A 13,527-nucleotide genomic window follows, 5' to 3' on the forward strand; every position below is an offset into this window, starting at 1 on the left:
AGCTTACTTGGTGGCTGCGTCGACAACCGGACGCCATGTGGCCTCGTTCTCGGCCATCCAGGCAGCAACCACTTCTTCAACCTTGCCACCGTCCACATCGACGGCACCCATCATCGGCTGCTGATCTTCAACGGCCAGAGTGTAGTTTGACAAGATTTCGCTGGCAGCAGGCCATGTTTCAGCCAGACCAGACCAACCGGCCTTGAAGATGCGCGAAGCGGCAAAATCACAGTCGTTGATCGCATTGGGGTTCGGGCCCCAAGCTGGATCTGAGAAACAGGCATCTTCACCGGCTGGCAGATCAACGAATTTCACGTCATAAGCCGACATCGCCCAGTGCGGCTGCCAGAAGGTAACCAGCAACGGTGTCTTACGCTCGGTTGCGGCGCGCAGCTCAACAATCAGAGCAGCCTCGGAACCAGCAGGTACAGCTTTGAACGGCAGGTCCAGACCCGTCATCCGGTCAGCACCCGGTGTGCCCCAATCGGCAGGGTAGTCAACCAGACGACCTGCTGGCAGTGTTTCAGCCGAAGCAAACAGCGGCGCGCAGTCTTTTAGCGCTTCCCATGCTGGCAGACCTGGGCACAGTTCACCCACATGTGCCGGATAGGCGATACCTTCGCGGGCGGCCAATTCCAGATCACCCAGCTCGACCACGGTGCCTTCACCAATTTTCTTGGCGTAGTCATCGGACACATTTGAAGACCAGATTTCCAGCGTTGCGTGGATGTCGCCATCCGCAATCGCCTGGAACTGGTTCATCATACCGGCTGAGACATACTCAACCTTATAGCCAGCCGCCTTTAGCATTTCACCAGCGATATGAGTGGTAACGTGCTGACCGGTCCATTCGTTGACCGCCAAACGGATCGGCTTGTCGACGGCACCCATGTCTGCTGCGCTGACCATACCAGCTGTAACCGCGAATGAAACAGCACCCAGTGCTGCAGCATATCCCTTAAACGTCATGAATTAACTCCCTAATGTGTTATTGCACGCCCCTATTGAAAAAGAGCGGTATCTTAATTGGAACCCTGCCCTCCATGTCGCAAAAGCAACCACTGGACGATCGGTTCATTCCCTTACCCGGTCTGACCAGGCACTCTGGTGCTAGACTGGCTGATATTCATCCAATGATTGCCCAGATAACGACACTTTGTCGAGCATCTACGCCCTGCAATGGCATTTTTTGTTTGGCCATTCAACTTTTAATGCAATCAATCAAATTTTCTCAACTCGGCCAAGCGACCTATGCAATCGAATCTCTACCAGTTTTCGGGTGTCGATCTGACGTGTTGCGAAGCCAGTTTCCCAGCACCCATCAGACGGAGACGCATTACGCGATCCAACACCATTAACCGTGCTTGCGGGCGATCATCCAAACCGGATCATAGGTCAGCGGTAACTGCCCATTCTGGCCGAAATTACTGCGATAGCGATCTTCAAATTCCCGCAACCGCCCGCGGCTCCACTGCTGTTCAGCCTGCCCGTTGACGCCGGTATTTCGCAGATGTCGCAGCAGCGACATGGCACTGTCAAACTGCATTTCGATTGTGGACTGCGAAACATGCACCAGATCAACGTCACTCGGCAACAAGCCAGGCCAATCCGCTGCATCAACGTAACTTGGCGCCGCAGCTGAAGAGCCAAGATTGCGCAATTGGTGAAACTGTCCGGTTCCAAAACCGGAAACTGCCAGCCATCCACCAGGGCTTAGCCGGGCTAACAAACGGGCCATCAAGGCAGGGATGTCGCTGATCCACTGCACGGTCGAACTTGAGATGATCAGGTCCAACTCTGACGGCAACGGTACGGTTTCAATGGGGCCAAAGGTGAAATGAGTTCGATCTGACCGGTCCTCGGTCAGTGCACCCAATCCCGGTGCAGCCTCGGCCACCAGATCATTCAGGGTCAGATGGTGAATATCAAAACTGTGCAGCATTGGCCGGGTCAAATGGCCAGTACCACAGCCAAATTCTAGCACGTTTTCAAAACGATCAGGCGCGCCCTGCCCTTGCAACACTTGCACCAGCTTTGCCGCGATATCGGCCTGCGCGCTGGCATGCTGATGATAGCTGGCCAAACCACGGCGAAAACTTTGCCGCACCCGGTTCTGGTTCAGGTCAGACAGCATGTTGTCTCTCATGCCAGAATCTCCTGCCAAGTCTCAAACTGCCCAAACGGCGTATGCGGCGCGTCGATTAAGCGTATCTTGTCCTGCGGCCATGCCCGTTTCTGGTTAGCCGCAGGAAAGATCTTGTCATCTGCGCTGACCCACACTCGGTCAAAACATTGGTCTGGCGCATCTCCGCGTTCCTCAATCGCCAGCAGCTCTTGCTGACGGGCCGCCACATCTATTCCAGCCTTTGGCTGCGGTGCATTGAAGGCACGCTCAAGAAACAGCAGATAAGCATCCTCGCTGAGGGTTTCGATGGTCTTGGACATCGCCACGGGCGGCACACCCGTACGACGATTGACCGGCGTTAGGGTACCGTTCACGGCCACCTTGCGTGCAAAAGGATCATCACGCCCTTGCTGCCAATGTGCGTACGAGGCAACACCAAAGGACCAGGCCACAAGGCTAACTCGGTTATAGGCGGACAGGTCTGGCAGGTCAGCGTCGAGATCGCGGTAATCGCTGGCAAAGAGAACGTCAAAAGGGCCGGTCAAATGGTCGAACACCTGCGACCCAACGGCCCAGCCACCAAACACCACAACAGCGTCTTCATTTTGCTCGGCGACGCCGGGCCGCGCCTGACCTTCCCCCCGAGAAGGCGCTTCTCGCCTCCCCAAGGTCGGGCGCGTGTCATGATGCAGCCAGCGAAACTCCATTACAGTTCCCGCGCCAATCGCAACATGCCATCGGTGATCTGGGTCAGTTGATCCTGCGTAGTTATAAAGGGAGGCATGGTGTAGATATTATGACCAAACGGCCGCAGGAACACGCCCATCTCGCGGGCCAACCCATGGGCCTGATCCGCGGAAACGTGGTGCTTCATCTCGATCACGCCAATCGCCCCCAGCACCCGCACATCTGCTACGTTGGGCAAGGCACGTGCAGGTTCCAGCTCGACCTTCATTTGCTCCTCGATGGCAGAAACGGTAGCCCGTGTGTCTTGTTCGGTCAGCAACTCCAGCGAAGCCAGCGCCGCAACACAGGCCAACGGATTCGCCATATAAGTAGGGCCGTGCATAAAGATGCCGGGATTACCGCCACCAATCCCTTCGGCCACACGATCGTTGGTCATGGTACAGGCGAAAGAGATATGCCCGGCGGTCAGGCCCTTGCCCAGGCTGATGATGTCCGGCTCGATGCTGCAGAAATCGGTGGCGAACATCTTGCCTGTGCGGCCAAAACCCGTGGCGATTTCGTCAAAGATCAGCAGGATACCCAGCTCATCACAGATCGCGCGGGCTTGGTTCAGGTATTCGGGGTGGTAGAAATACATCCCACCAGTTCCCTGTACCACAGGTTCTAGGATGAACCCAGCGATCTTGTCCTTGTTGGTCTCCAGCACATTGCGCAATTCAGCAAGACCGTTTTGCGCAGGATCGTCATTCCAGTCCTCGTTCAACCGGATGGGTGGACGGTTGACAAAATGCTGCACACTTAGCGCGCCCTGAAACAGGTGGTGCATGCCGGTATCCGGGTCACAAACGCTCATCGCCTTCCATGTGTCACCATGATAGCCGGACCGCACAGTGGCGAATTGGGATCGCCCCGAAAAGCCCATAGCATGTTGATATTGCACGGCCATTTTCATCGCCACTTCAACCGAAACCGAACCGGAATCGCAGTAGAAAATGCGCGTCAGGCTGTCTGGCGTGATTTCCAGCAGCTTGCGCCCCAGATTGATCGCCGGGTCATGTGTCAACCCGCCAAACATCACATGCGGCAGCCGGTCTAGCTGGTCATGCATTGCCTGAGTAACCCGTGGGTTACGATGCCCATGCATCATGCACCACCAAGACGACATCGCGTCGATCAATTGGCAGCCGTCGTCCAGTGTCAGATGTACACCTTGAGATTCCCTTACCACAAAGGTCGGTCCCGGTTGCGTGACGTTTGTATAGGGGTGCCACAGGTGCTGTTGGTCGAATTCCAGCTGTGTCAGGTCAGATGCGCTCATAGCTGTATCGCCTTTTTGATCGTGTCGAGGTCGATGTGTTTGGCAAAGGCTTCCACAAGTGCTTCAGACCGGCCGCCAGGCTGGTCCGCGCCTGACCTTCCCCCCGGGAAGGCGCCTTGCACCTCCCCAAGGTCAGGCGCTGCCGTTTCGTTGTGCAATCCGTTGATCATCGGTAAACGGCCCAAATGCGCAACCTTGCCGAACTGACAAATAGTTTTCTCTACCGCCTCTTCGGACTCACCAATAAAGGCCACCCCGACCACATTGCAGCCAGCATTGCGCAAGGCTTGCAAGGATAACAGTGTGTGGTTGATCGTGCCGAGCTTAGTTCGGGCACAGAGGATCACCGGCGCGCCCCAACGGGCCATCAGATCAAGATACAGAATCTCGCGGTTCAACGGGACCATCAAGCCACCAGCACCTTCGGCAACCAGAACGCCGTCTACTTGCGGTAAGTCCAGCGTGTCTGGGTCAATCGTCACCCCTTCGGCCTCGGCCGACAGATGGGGAGAGGCTGGTAGTTGCAGCAGATAGCCCTCGGGCAAGGATGGGCGGCCAGACAGGCGGGTGACGATCTGGCTATCGGTTTCTTCCTCTTGGCCCGATTGTACTGGCTTCCAGTAGGTGGCGTTTAGCGCGGCGGTCAGTCCAGCGGAAAACACGGTTTTGCCGATTTCTGTATCGGTGCCGGTGACGACAATGGCGCTCATGCCGCGGCCTCCAGTTCTTGGGCGAGATCAGCAAACAGCGCTGAAATCATCTGTTTTGACGTGTTCAATGTGACCGAGACCCGCAGACGTGAGGTGCCGCGGGGGACGGTGGGCGGGCGGATGCCGCGCATATCATAGCCGCGTTCTTGCAGGGCGCTGGCCACAGCCATGGTGCGTTTGTCGTCGCCGATGATGATCGGCAGGATCTGGCTTTGAAAGCCTCTTAACCCGCAATATTTTTCGGCCTCAGCCTGAGAGTGGTGGATCAACTCCCAAGCCTGTTGCTGACGCGCGGGGTTATCACGCAATTCTTGCAGAGATGCGCGCACCAGAGCCGCATTCAAAGGTGATGGCGCGGTGGCAAAGATAAAGGCGCGGGCCTTGTTAATCAGGGTCTCTATCAAGGTGGACGCGCCACAGATCAGCGCGCCGGACACACCCAGCGCCTTGCCGCAGGTGTGCAGGGACAGCACGTTGGGCAGGTGGGCGATGGCATGGCCAAGCCCCCTGCCCTGATCGCCGAACACGCCGGTCGAATGCGCCTCGTCCAGCACCAGAACTGCACCTTCGCGGGTTGCCAAGTCTGACAGTTCGGCAATTGGGGCGCAATCGCCATCCATGGAATACACAGCCTCTACCGCGATCCAGATCTGGCCGGTGCCACCTTCGGCGCGCCACTGGGTAATGGCATTTTCAGCGGCAGAGACATCGTTATGGGCAAAGCTGCGGGTCTCAGCCCGGCCCAGCCTCATGCCATCATGGGTGCTGGCGTGGATCAGCGCATCATAGAGCACCAGATCACCATGTTGCGGCAGCGCAGAAAAGATCGCCATATTGCCGGTAAAGCCGCCATTGATAAAAAGCGCGCTTTCCGTGCCGAAAAACGCGGCAGCCTCAGACTCAAGCAACTGGTGCTCGCCGTCATTGCCGCGCAGCAATCGAGAACCGCCTGCCCCCACGGGCACGCCACGCGCCAATGCTGCATTTGCAGCATCGCGCAGCACGTCAGACCCGGCCAACCCAAGGTAATCGTTCGAAGCAAAGTCATGCCCGGTGCGAGGCATCAGACTGCGATAGCGGCCCCGCGACCGGAGTGCATCCAGCGCCTTTTGATGGCGCGGGAAAGCGCCCGTGCTCATTTAGATCCGTCGCAACCAACCGCCATAGGCGTAATGCCAAGACGAGCAAACAGCGCGCTGTCTTTATCCTCTTCGGGGTTATCGGCGGTCAGCAAGGTTTCACCGACAAAGATCGAGTTTGCACCCGCAAAGAAACACATAGCCTGCATCTCATCGCTCATGTCTGTACGACCCGCAGACAAGCGTACGTGGGACTTGGGCATCAGGATACGGGCCAACGCGACGGTGCGGACAAATTCGATCGGGTCCAGCTTGGCCACATCAGCCAGCGGGGTGTCGTCGATCGGGATCAGCATGTTGACTGGCACCGAGTCTGGGTGCTCTTCAAGCGTCGCAAGGGCCAGCATCATGTCGATGCGGTCCATCTGCTTTTCGCCCATGCCGACAATACCGCCGGCACAGACCTTGATACCGGCCTCGCGCACCTTGTTCAGTGTGTCGATCCGGTCGGCAAAGGTGCGGGTTGTGATGATTTCGGAGTAGTAGCGCTCAGACGTGTCGATGTTGTGGTTGTAATAATCCAGACCGGAATCACGCAGACGGAACACCTGTTCCTCGTCCAGCATGCCCAGCGTCATGCAGGTTTCCATGCCGAGATCTTTGACACCTTTGACCATCGCCTCTAGTGCGGCCATGTCGCGATCCTTGGGCGAGCGCCATGCAGCGCCCATGCAATAGCGTGTCGCGCCGCCCTCTTTGGCCTTGCGGGCCTCGGAAATCACACGCTCAACCTCGATCAGTTTCGACGCAGACAGCTGCGCACCATTGCGAGCCGACTGCGAGCAATAGGCGCAATCTTCGGCGCAACCACCGGTCTTGATGCTGAGCAGTTTGGATTTCTGCACCTGATTGGGGTCAAAATTCTCGCGGTGCACAGTTTGGGCGCGGAACAAAAGATCCATGAAAGGAAGGTTGTAAATTGCCTCCGCTTCCTCGCGGGTCCAGTCATTGCGGATAGGGCTAGCGTCCAACATGTGATCTCCCACGGGAAAATTATAGATAATTTACTGACCGGACCTCTCCGATTTCGGTGATTAATAGATAATTCCTCATAGAGGTTTCAAGCCCCATTACCAAACTGCCGCAATTAGCCGCAGAATACCTCGCCTCACTGCGCGCAGGCGCACAGGTTCCGCGCCCTGACGCCGATTGCGCGGCAACGATGCACGGCTATCTTAGAGACAACACAAGCCTTCAGGAGACCAGCAATGTCGCTAAGACCCGTACTCGAAACCCGCAACGCGATGCCAACCATAGAGGGTGCAGGCGTCAAACTGCACCGCGCCTTTGGTTTTCAGGACCCCAGCGAACTGGACCCATTCCTGCTATTCGACGATTTTCGCAACGAACGCCCCGAAGATTTTCAGAAAGGCTTTCCCTGGCACCCCCATCGCGGCATCGAAACCATCACTTATGTGCTGTCTGGCACCGTTGACCACACGGACTCACTCGGCAACAGCGGAACCCTAGGCGCTGGCGACGTGCAATGGATGACCGCCGGGTCCGGGATCATGCATCAGGAAATGCCCAACGGTAACACGGCGGGCCAGATGCATGGGTTTCAGCTGTGGGGCAACTTGCCCAGCGCGCAAAAGATGACCGCGCCGCGCTATCAGGATGTGGCTAGCAAAGAGATCCCTGAGGTCATTGATGACGACGGCACCCGCGTGCGGGTCATTGTAGGGGAGTTCTGGGGCAAGCGCGGTCCGGTTGATGGAATTGCCGCCGACCCTCAGTATCTGGATGTTTTTGTGCCAGCCGGGGTGAAAAAAACTTTCAAGATCGACACTTACCGCCGCGCCTTTGCCTATGTGTTCGAAGGTCAGGCGGCGTTCTCCGATGCCTCTGTTCCACAAGGGGTGTTGCTGGAGAAAGAAGTGGCGGGTGAAGAACTGCAAATTCGCGACATGTCGGGTGATCGTACATTGGTCCGCTTTGGCAGCGGGGATGAAGTTACGGTAATGGCAGGCCCCGAAGGAGTGCGGTTCCTGCTCATTTCAGGCGCGCCGATTGATGAGCCAGTAGCGTGGCACGGGCCGATTGTGATGAATACCCAGGCCGAACTGCAAAAGGCATTTGCTGAGCTGCGCAACGGTAGTTTTATCCGCCCTGCGCACTAAATACTCAACGGTCCAATACTCAACTAAGCGCAAAATATTTTCGGCATGATGTCCTAACGCCACGTGATGCTGGAAATTTTCGACACAATCTGTCACTGTGAGGATGGGGAAATTTAATCCCCTCCAAACTGAACGCCAAACTTTCTTGACTAGTGTTTTCATTTTTTGGGGATTTTCCTAGAATGAAATTGCAACACGCCATGAACCACCCGCTGGACGGCGCGATGATCGAAAGACTTCATCTTCGCAGCGAAAACTCGGCTGCGCTCAAAATCATTCGCGGTCTTATTCATTCAAGTGACGCTGTCAGTCGTACTTTGTTTGGCCACCCATTCCTTGCGCTCCGGGAAAGTGAGGATTTTCTACGGCAAATGGACGGACTAGAGGGCGCCGATCTTATCCACTCACTGATGGAACAAGAAGGCGGCACGACAGTCATTGCACATGGGTTACAGCATATTCCTGATGACGGCCCGATCATCATTGCCGCAACGCACCCCACCGGCATGTTTGATTTTGCCGCCCACGCATCTGCGCTGCTGGACAAGCGGCCAGATATGAAGGTGGTCGCCAACCGTGAGGCCGAAAAGTTCGTTGGCTCTGATATCATCATCCAGGTCACCGTCGACAAGCGTAACAAAACTGTGTCTGGGGGCAAAACCCAACAGGCAATGCAGGCCCATTTAAAAGACGGTGGCGCATTGTTGATCTTTGGCTCTGGCCGGGTGCCGGATTTCAAACAAGGCCACTTGGTCGAGCCAGCCTGGCGGCGGGGGGCCACCACCATATCAAAACTCTGTCAGGCACCGATAGTTGCAGCCGCGTTGAATGCCCGAAACTCAAACGCCTATTACCGAACCCGCGCCTTCGCTCGGTTTATCAGTGGTGGCAACGATCATTTCGGCGCTATGATCGCATCTCTGCGCTATTCGGCGGAACTGTTGGAAAAACTGGGTGGCAAATATGATGTGCTATACTCACCGGAACTGCCCCCTGGAACAGATCCTGCCACGCTGAAACACACCGCCGAGGGATTGGTGCCTGGGTTGTATCAGACCTAAGCCTTTAGCCTGAACTCAACCCTGCGTGCCAGACCACCGATACACGGTCTCGTCGCCATGTGCTTCTCCTGCGAATCCCGCCCGTTGAAGCAGCCGAGCCGAGGCGGTATTGTCGTGCATGACGCCGCCGCTAAGGGTGACATCCGTACCACGATACCGATCTTGCAGCGCTGCAATCAGCTCTGTCGCCAGCCCCTGCCCCCAAACCCTCTGGGCCAAGAGATAACCCAGATGACGGTCGGAACTGTTCGGTTCAGCATTTGACAGGATCAGTAGCCCAACGCCCGCACCCGACGGCTCAAACAAACCCACGACCTCTGCCTGTTTTGACAAGATGGTCAGGAAATTGCGCTGACTGATCTGCGTGGTTAAGCCATGAAAGCCGGGCGGCAGGAACGCCACAACATCTGGCGCGAACAAAGCCGCCAAATCATCCCGGCTTAACTGCTGCCAGTGCCCGCCACGCAGACGTTCCGTAGACAACCCGACCGACGTCACGTCGTCACGGCCCGGCGCACCATTTCCCAATAGCTGGTTTCGACCTGATCCAGCGACAGGCGCCCACCAGAGCGATACCAGGTGTTGACGCCGTTCAGCATTGCAATAATCGCCAGAGTAGTGATCTTGGTATCCGGCACCGAAAACACGCGCTCGGAGACACCCAGCCTTAGAATCGTCTCAAGGGTGTTTTCATACTCGCGACGCAGAGATTCGATCACTGTAAAGTTCTCTTCCGACAGATTGCGCAGCTCCATATAGGCAATGAAAACTGCGTCAGGGTTTTCAAAGTTGAAGCGGATATGAAACCGAGTGAAACCCTCTAGCTGTGACAGGGCATCGCCAGCGACCGATTGATCCCGCCACGCGGTCAGCAGCTCGGTCATGTGGGTTTCCATCAATCGAAACAGCAGGCTTTGCTTGTCCGGGGTATAGTTATACAGCGCCCCAGCCTGCACCCCCACCGCACTTGCAATCTGGCGCATCGACACAGCCGCAAAGCCGTGCTGGGCGAACAGCCGCAGCGCCGCATCCTGTATACGGGGGCCGGTGATACCGGAGTGAGATCCTTGAGTGCGCGCCATGAGGACAGGCTATCTGAACAGACGTTCAGAAAAAACCCCTGCTTGCGACTTTTCCAAGAAACAGGCATCAAAGTCACGGACAAAGGACCTATGACATGCGACGCTCTCTCTCTCTGACAACCTGCGCCTGCGTTCTGACGCTAATGGCCACTGCCTGCACCAGAGTACCCGAACTGGAAGATCAACTAACCCCAGATCTGAAATCCGCCGACTACCCAGATCTGATCCCGCTAGAGCAGGCCCTTGCCCCGCTACCGCTGCCCGAAACCCAAAGCGCCGAGCTGGAACAGCAATTGCTGTCCCGCAGCGCCAGTTTGCAGCAACGTGCCAGAGCATTGCAGTCTATTTCAAACTAGTCAAACTTGGGGCCTACCCGCTCCATATGGCAGGTTGTCTAAAAAGCATTACGGTCAAACAGCGCCACACTTGAATGTGACGCTCAAACGAATCTGCTCCCCTTTGGGCCACAGCCAAGCTCCTTCAAATTCCCAAGACAATGAAACCGAGGGCTCCCGCCCGTCGTCAGGCATCTTAGATGCCGTCCTCCCGTTGGGCGTGGCGCCGCGAAGCGGCGCCACGCCCAAACCAGCCGGTGGTATCGGCTTTGCCGATGGAACAAGATGGTGCGGGAGACTTCCGCCTGCCTTAAAATCCGCCCTAATGAACGGACCACTGGCTTGCTAGCTGACCTTCCCCCGTTGCACCCTTGGGCAGAGCCGGCTAAGGCGGAAGGCGAAGAGAAAACAAGGGATCACCAGCTATGACACAGCCGCTTCGTCTTGGGATTGCAGGTTTGGGCACCGTCGGAATTGGCGTGGTGAAAATCATCCGCCGTCAAGCCGCCTTGCTAGAGGCCCGCACCGGGCGTCCGGTGGTCATCTCGGCTGTATCCGCCCGTGATGCAAACAAAGATCGCGGCATTTCGCTGAGCCAGTATGCCTGGGAAACCGATCCCGTGGCCTTGGCTGTGCGCGACGATGTCGATGTTTTTGTTGAACTGATGGGCGGCCACGAAGGCCCGGCCAAAGCTGCAACCGAAGCCGCATTGGCGGCTGGCAAGGATGTGGTCACCGCCAACAAGGCGCTGTTGGCGGTTCACGGTCAGGCGCTAGCCGAACAGGCCGAAGCCAAAGGTCAGGTCATTCGCTTTGAGGCGGCTGTGGCTGGCGGAATTCCGGTGATCAAATCGCTGACCGAAGGGCTGGCGGGCAATGAAATCACCCGCGTCATGGGCGTGATGAATGGCACCTGCAACTATATCCTGACCCAGATGCAGGCCACCGGTCAGGGCTATAACGCCCTGTTCGAAGAATGCGGCAAGCTGGGTTATCTAGAAGCCGACCCCAACCTAGACGTCGGCGGTATTGATGCCGGCCACAAGCTGGCGCTGCTGGCCTCGATTGCCTTTGGCTCCAAGCCCACCTTTGACCGGGTGCAGCTAGAAGGCATCCAGCGCATCACTTTGGAAGATATCAACCAGGCTGCTGACATGGGCTTTCGCATCAAGCTTTTGGGTGTCGCTCAGCGCACCGCCCGCGGGCTGGAACAGCGGATGTCACCCTGTTTGGTTCCGGCAGACTCTCCACTGGGACAGCTGGAAGGCGGCACCAATATGGTGGTGATCGAAGGTGATGCGGTAGAACAGGTTGTGCTGCGTGGACCGGGTGCCGGTGAAGGCCCGACAGCCAGCGCCGTTCTGGGCGATATTTGTGACCTTGCTCGCGGCCTGCGGATTGCCACCTTCGGTCAACCCGCGACCGGTTTGCAGGACATTCCGGCAGCGCAAACCGGCCTGCCCGCACCCTATTATCTGCGTCTGGCCCTGCACGACAAACCCGGCGCGCTGGCCAAAGTGGCCGCAGCCCTTGGTGATGCGGCCGTATCAATCGACCGGATGCGTCAGTACAGCCATTCCGAGCCCACAGCCCCGGTTCTGATCGTGACCCACAAATGCACCCGCGCTACACTGGACATCGCACTAGAGGCCCTGGCGGCCAGTGATGTTGTTGATGGCACGCCGGTTGCACTGCGCATTGAAGAGCTCTGATTGCCGCCACAACGGCTAAAAACAGTGCAAAAACCCAATCAGCGGCCATGTCAGGCCGCTGTGACCGCTATCGGCCCTTGCCCGCCCTGCCCCGCACGGGGTATGCGACGAACGACCCTCTATGATTGAGACAGGATATTTACATGACCTCGAACACCACTGACGTTGCATTTAACGACCGGATGTTGTCGCTGGGCCTGGCCCGTGTTGCAGAACAAGCGGCGCTGGCCTCGGCCTCGCTGGTTGGGCGTGGCGACGAAAAGGCTGCTGATCAGGCGGCGGTCAACGCCATGCGTGAGCAGCTGAACCTGCTGGACATCGCCGGTGTTGTGGTCATCGGTGAAGGCGAGCGTGACGAGGCCCCGATGCTGTTCATTGGCGAAGAAGTCGGCACCGGCAAAGGCCCCGGCGTGGACATCGCGCTGGACCCTCTGGAAGGCACCACGCTGACCGCCAAAGACATGCCCAACGCGCTGACCGTGATTGCCATGGGTCCACGTGGTTCGATGCTGCACGCGCCAGACACATACATGGACAAGCTGGCCATTGGTCCCGGTTTTGAAGAGGGTGTTGTCAATTTGGACATGTCCCCACGTGAGCGGGTTGAGGCCCTAGCCAAGGCCAAAGGCTGCGAAGCGAGTGACATCACTGTCTGCATTCTGGAGCGTCCGCGCCACGAAGCGATGATCGCTGAGGTTCGCGAAACCGGTGCTGCTATCCGCCTGATCACAGACGGTGACGTGGCTGGTGTCATGCACTGCGCCGAGAGCGAGATTACAGGCATCGACATGTACATGGGCCAAGGCGGCGCACCCGAGGGTGTTCTGGCCGCTGCTGCGCTGAAATGCATGGGCGGACAGATTTTTGGTCGCCTGTTGTTCCGCAACGATGACGAAAAGGGCCGCGCAGCCAAGGCTGGCATCACCGATCTGGACCGCGTCTACACCCGTGACGAGATGGTGACGCAGGACGTTATCTTTGCCGCCACCGGCGTGACCGGTGGTTCGCTGCTGCCCGAGATCAAGCGCAGCCCGGGCTGGGTTGAAACCACCACCCTCCTGATGCGCTCGCGCACCGGGTCGGTACGTCGGATGTCTTACCGCACACCGCTGGCACCGCACCAGTAAGACGGATGCCAGAAGCGGCTTGCGCCGCTGCCTCCGGCGGAGGTATTTAGAACAAGAAGAAAGGCCGGACCTAGCAACAAGGTTCGGCCTTTTGTCATATGAAGCGGAGAA

The 13,527-nt window shown here is 57.4% G+C and carries 14 protein-coding genes; 5 read left to right on the plus strand and 9 right to left on the minus strand.

The genetic code is table 11. The features are described 5' to 3' along the window. Positions 1 to 3: 3 nt before the first annotated feature. From DL239_RS01405 to bioB, 7 genes are all read right to left on the minus strand, one after another. On the minus strand, positions 4 to 969 hold the full coding sequence (locus DL239_RS01405; protein WP_167681480.1) for an ABC transporter substrate-binding protein: 966 nt from the start codon (positions 967 to 969) through the stop codon (positions 4 to 6). 385 nt (positions 970 to 1,354) lie between these two features. After that, the gene (gene bioC / locus DL239_RS01410; RefSeq protein ID WP_167681482.1) at positions 1,355 to 2,146 is read right to left on the minus strand and encodes a malonyl-ACP O-methyltransferase BioC; all 792 of its coding nucleotides are present in this window, start codon (positions 2,144 to 2,146) and stop codon (positions 1,355 to 1,357) included. Beyond that, positions 2,143 to 2,832, minus strand: coding sequence for a pimeloyl-ACP methyl esterase BioG family protein (locus DL239_RS01415; RefSeq protein WP_167681484.1), 690 nt, complete (start codon positions 2,830 to 2,832; stop codon positions 2,143 to 2,145). The genes bioC and DL239_RS01415 overlap by 4 nt, the downstream gene beginning before the upstream one ends. Further along, positions 2,832 to 4,130: an adenosylmethionine--8-amino-7-oxononanoate transaminase gene (bioA, locus tag DL239_RS01420; protein WP_167681486.1), complete on the minus strand. Its 1,299-nt coding sequence runs from the start codon at positions 4,128 to 4,130 to the stop codon at positions 2,832 to 2,834. The genes DL239_RS01415 and bioA overlap by 1 nt, the downstream gene beginning before the upstream one ends. Further along, positions 4,127 to 4,840, minus strand: coding sequence for a dethiobiotin synthase (bioD, locus tag DL239_RS01425; protein WP_167681488.1), 714 nt, complete (start codon positions 4,838 to 4,840; stop codon positions 4,127 to 4,129). The genes bioA and bioD overlap by 4 nt, the downstream gene beginning before the upstream one ends. After that, the gene (locus DL239_RS01430; RefSeq protein ID WP_240931647.1) at positions 4,837 to 5,979 is read right to left on the minus strand and encodes an 8-amino-7-oxononanoate synthase; all 1,143 of its coding nucleotides are present in this window, start codon (positions 5,977 to 5,979) and stop codon (positions 4,837 to 4,839) included. The genes bioD and DL239_RS01430 overlap by 4 nt, the downstream gene beginning before the upstream one ends. Beyond that, entirely contained in the window at positions 5,976 to 6,953 is a 978-nt protein-coding gene (gene bioB / locus DL239_RS01435; protein WP_167681490.1) for a biotin synthase BioB, read from the minus strand. Before bioB ends, DL239_RS01430 begins: the two co-directional genes overlap by 4 nt. Before the next feature lie 234 nt (positions 6,954 to 7,187). Between bioB and DL239_RS01440 the strand changes: the two genes are divergently transcribed. Beyond that, positions 7,188 to 8,099 carry a pirin family protein gene (locus DL239_RS01440; RefSeq protein ID WP_167681492.1) on the plus strand — a complete coding sequence of 304 codons (912 nt, stop codon included), beginning with the start codon at positions 7,188 to 7,190 and terminating at the stop codon, positions 8,097 to 8,099. A gap of 182 nt (positions 8,100 to 8,281) precedes the next feature. Continuing rightward, positions 8,282 to 9,160: a lysophospholipid acyltransferase family protein gene (locus DL239_RS01445; protein WP_167681494.1), complete on the plus strand. Its 879-nt coding sequence runs from the start codon at positions 8,282 to 8,284 to the stop codon at positions 9,158 to 9,160. A gap of 15 nt (positions 9,161 to 9,175) precedes the next feature. Here DL239_RS01445 and DL239_RS01450 read toward each other — a convergent pair whose 3' ends face one another. Both DL239_RS01450 and DL239_RS01455 read right to left on the minus strand, forming a co-directional pair. Continuing rightward, complete coding sequence (locus DL239_RS01450) at positions 9,176 to 9,643, minus strand: GNAT family N-acetyltransferase (protein ID WP_240931648.1); 468 nt, start codon at positions 9,641 to 9,643, stop codon at positions 9,176 to 9,178. 11 nt (positions 9,644 to 9,654) lie between these two features. Further along, complete coding sequence (locus DL239_RS01455; protein WP_167681498.1) at positions 9,655 to 10,242, minus strand: TetR/AcrR family transcriptional regulator; 588 nt, start codon at positions 10,240 to 10,242, stop codon at positions 9,655 to 9,657. Positions 10,243 to 10,337: 95 nt separating this feature from the next. Between DL239_RS01455 and DL239_RS01460 the strand changes: the two genes are divergently transcribed. From DL239_RS01460 to glpX, 3 genes are all read left to right on the plus strand, one after another. Continuing rightward, complete coding sequence (locus DL239_RS01460) at positions 10,338 to 10,598, plus strand: hypothetical protein (protein WP_167681500.1); 261 nt, start codon at positions 10,338 to 10,340, stop codon at positions 10,596 to 10,598. A 404-nt stretch (positions 10,599 to 11,002) separates the two neighbouring features. Beyond that, positions 11,003 to 12,289, plus strand: a complete 1,287-nt coding sequence (locus DL239_RS01465; RefSeq protein WP_167681502.1) for a homoserine dehydrogenase — start codon at positions 11,003 to 11,005, stop codon at positions 12,287 to 12,289. Positions 12,290 to 12,432: 143 nt separating this feature from the next. Next, entirely contained in the window at positions 12,433 to 13,416 is a 984-nt protein-coding gene (gene glpX / locus DL239_RS01470; protein WP_167681504.1) for a class II fructose-bisphosphatase, read from the plus strand. The last annotated feature ends 111 nt before the right edge of the window (positions 13,417 to 13,527 follow it).

Source organism: Parasedimentitalea denitrificans, from assembly GCF_011813015.1.
Taxonomy (GTDB): Bacteria; Pseudomonadota; Alphaproteobacteria; order Rhodobacterales; family Rhodobacteraceae; genus Parasedimentitalea; species Parasedimentitalea denitrificans.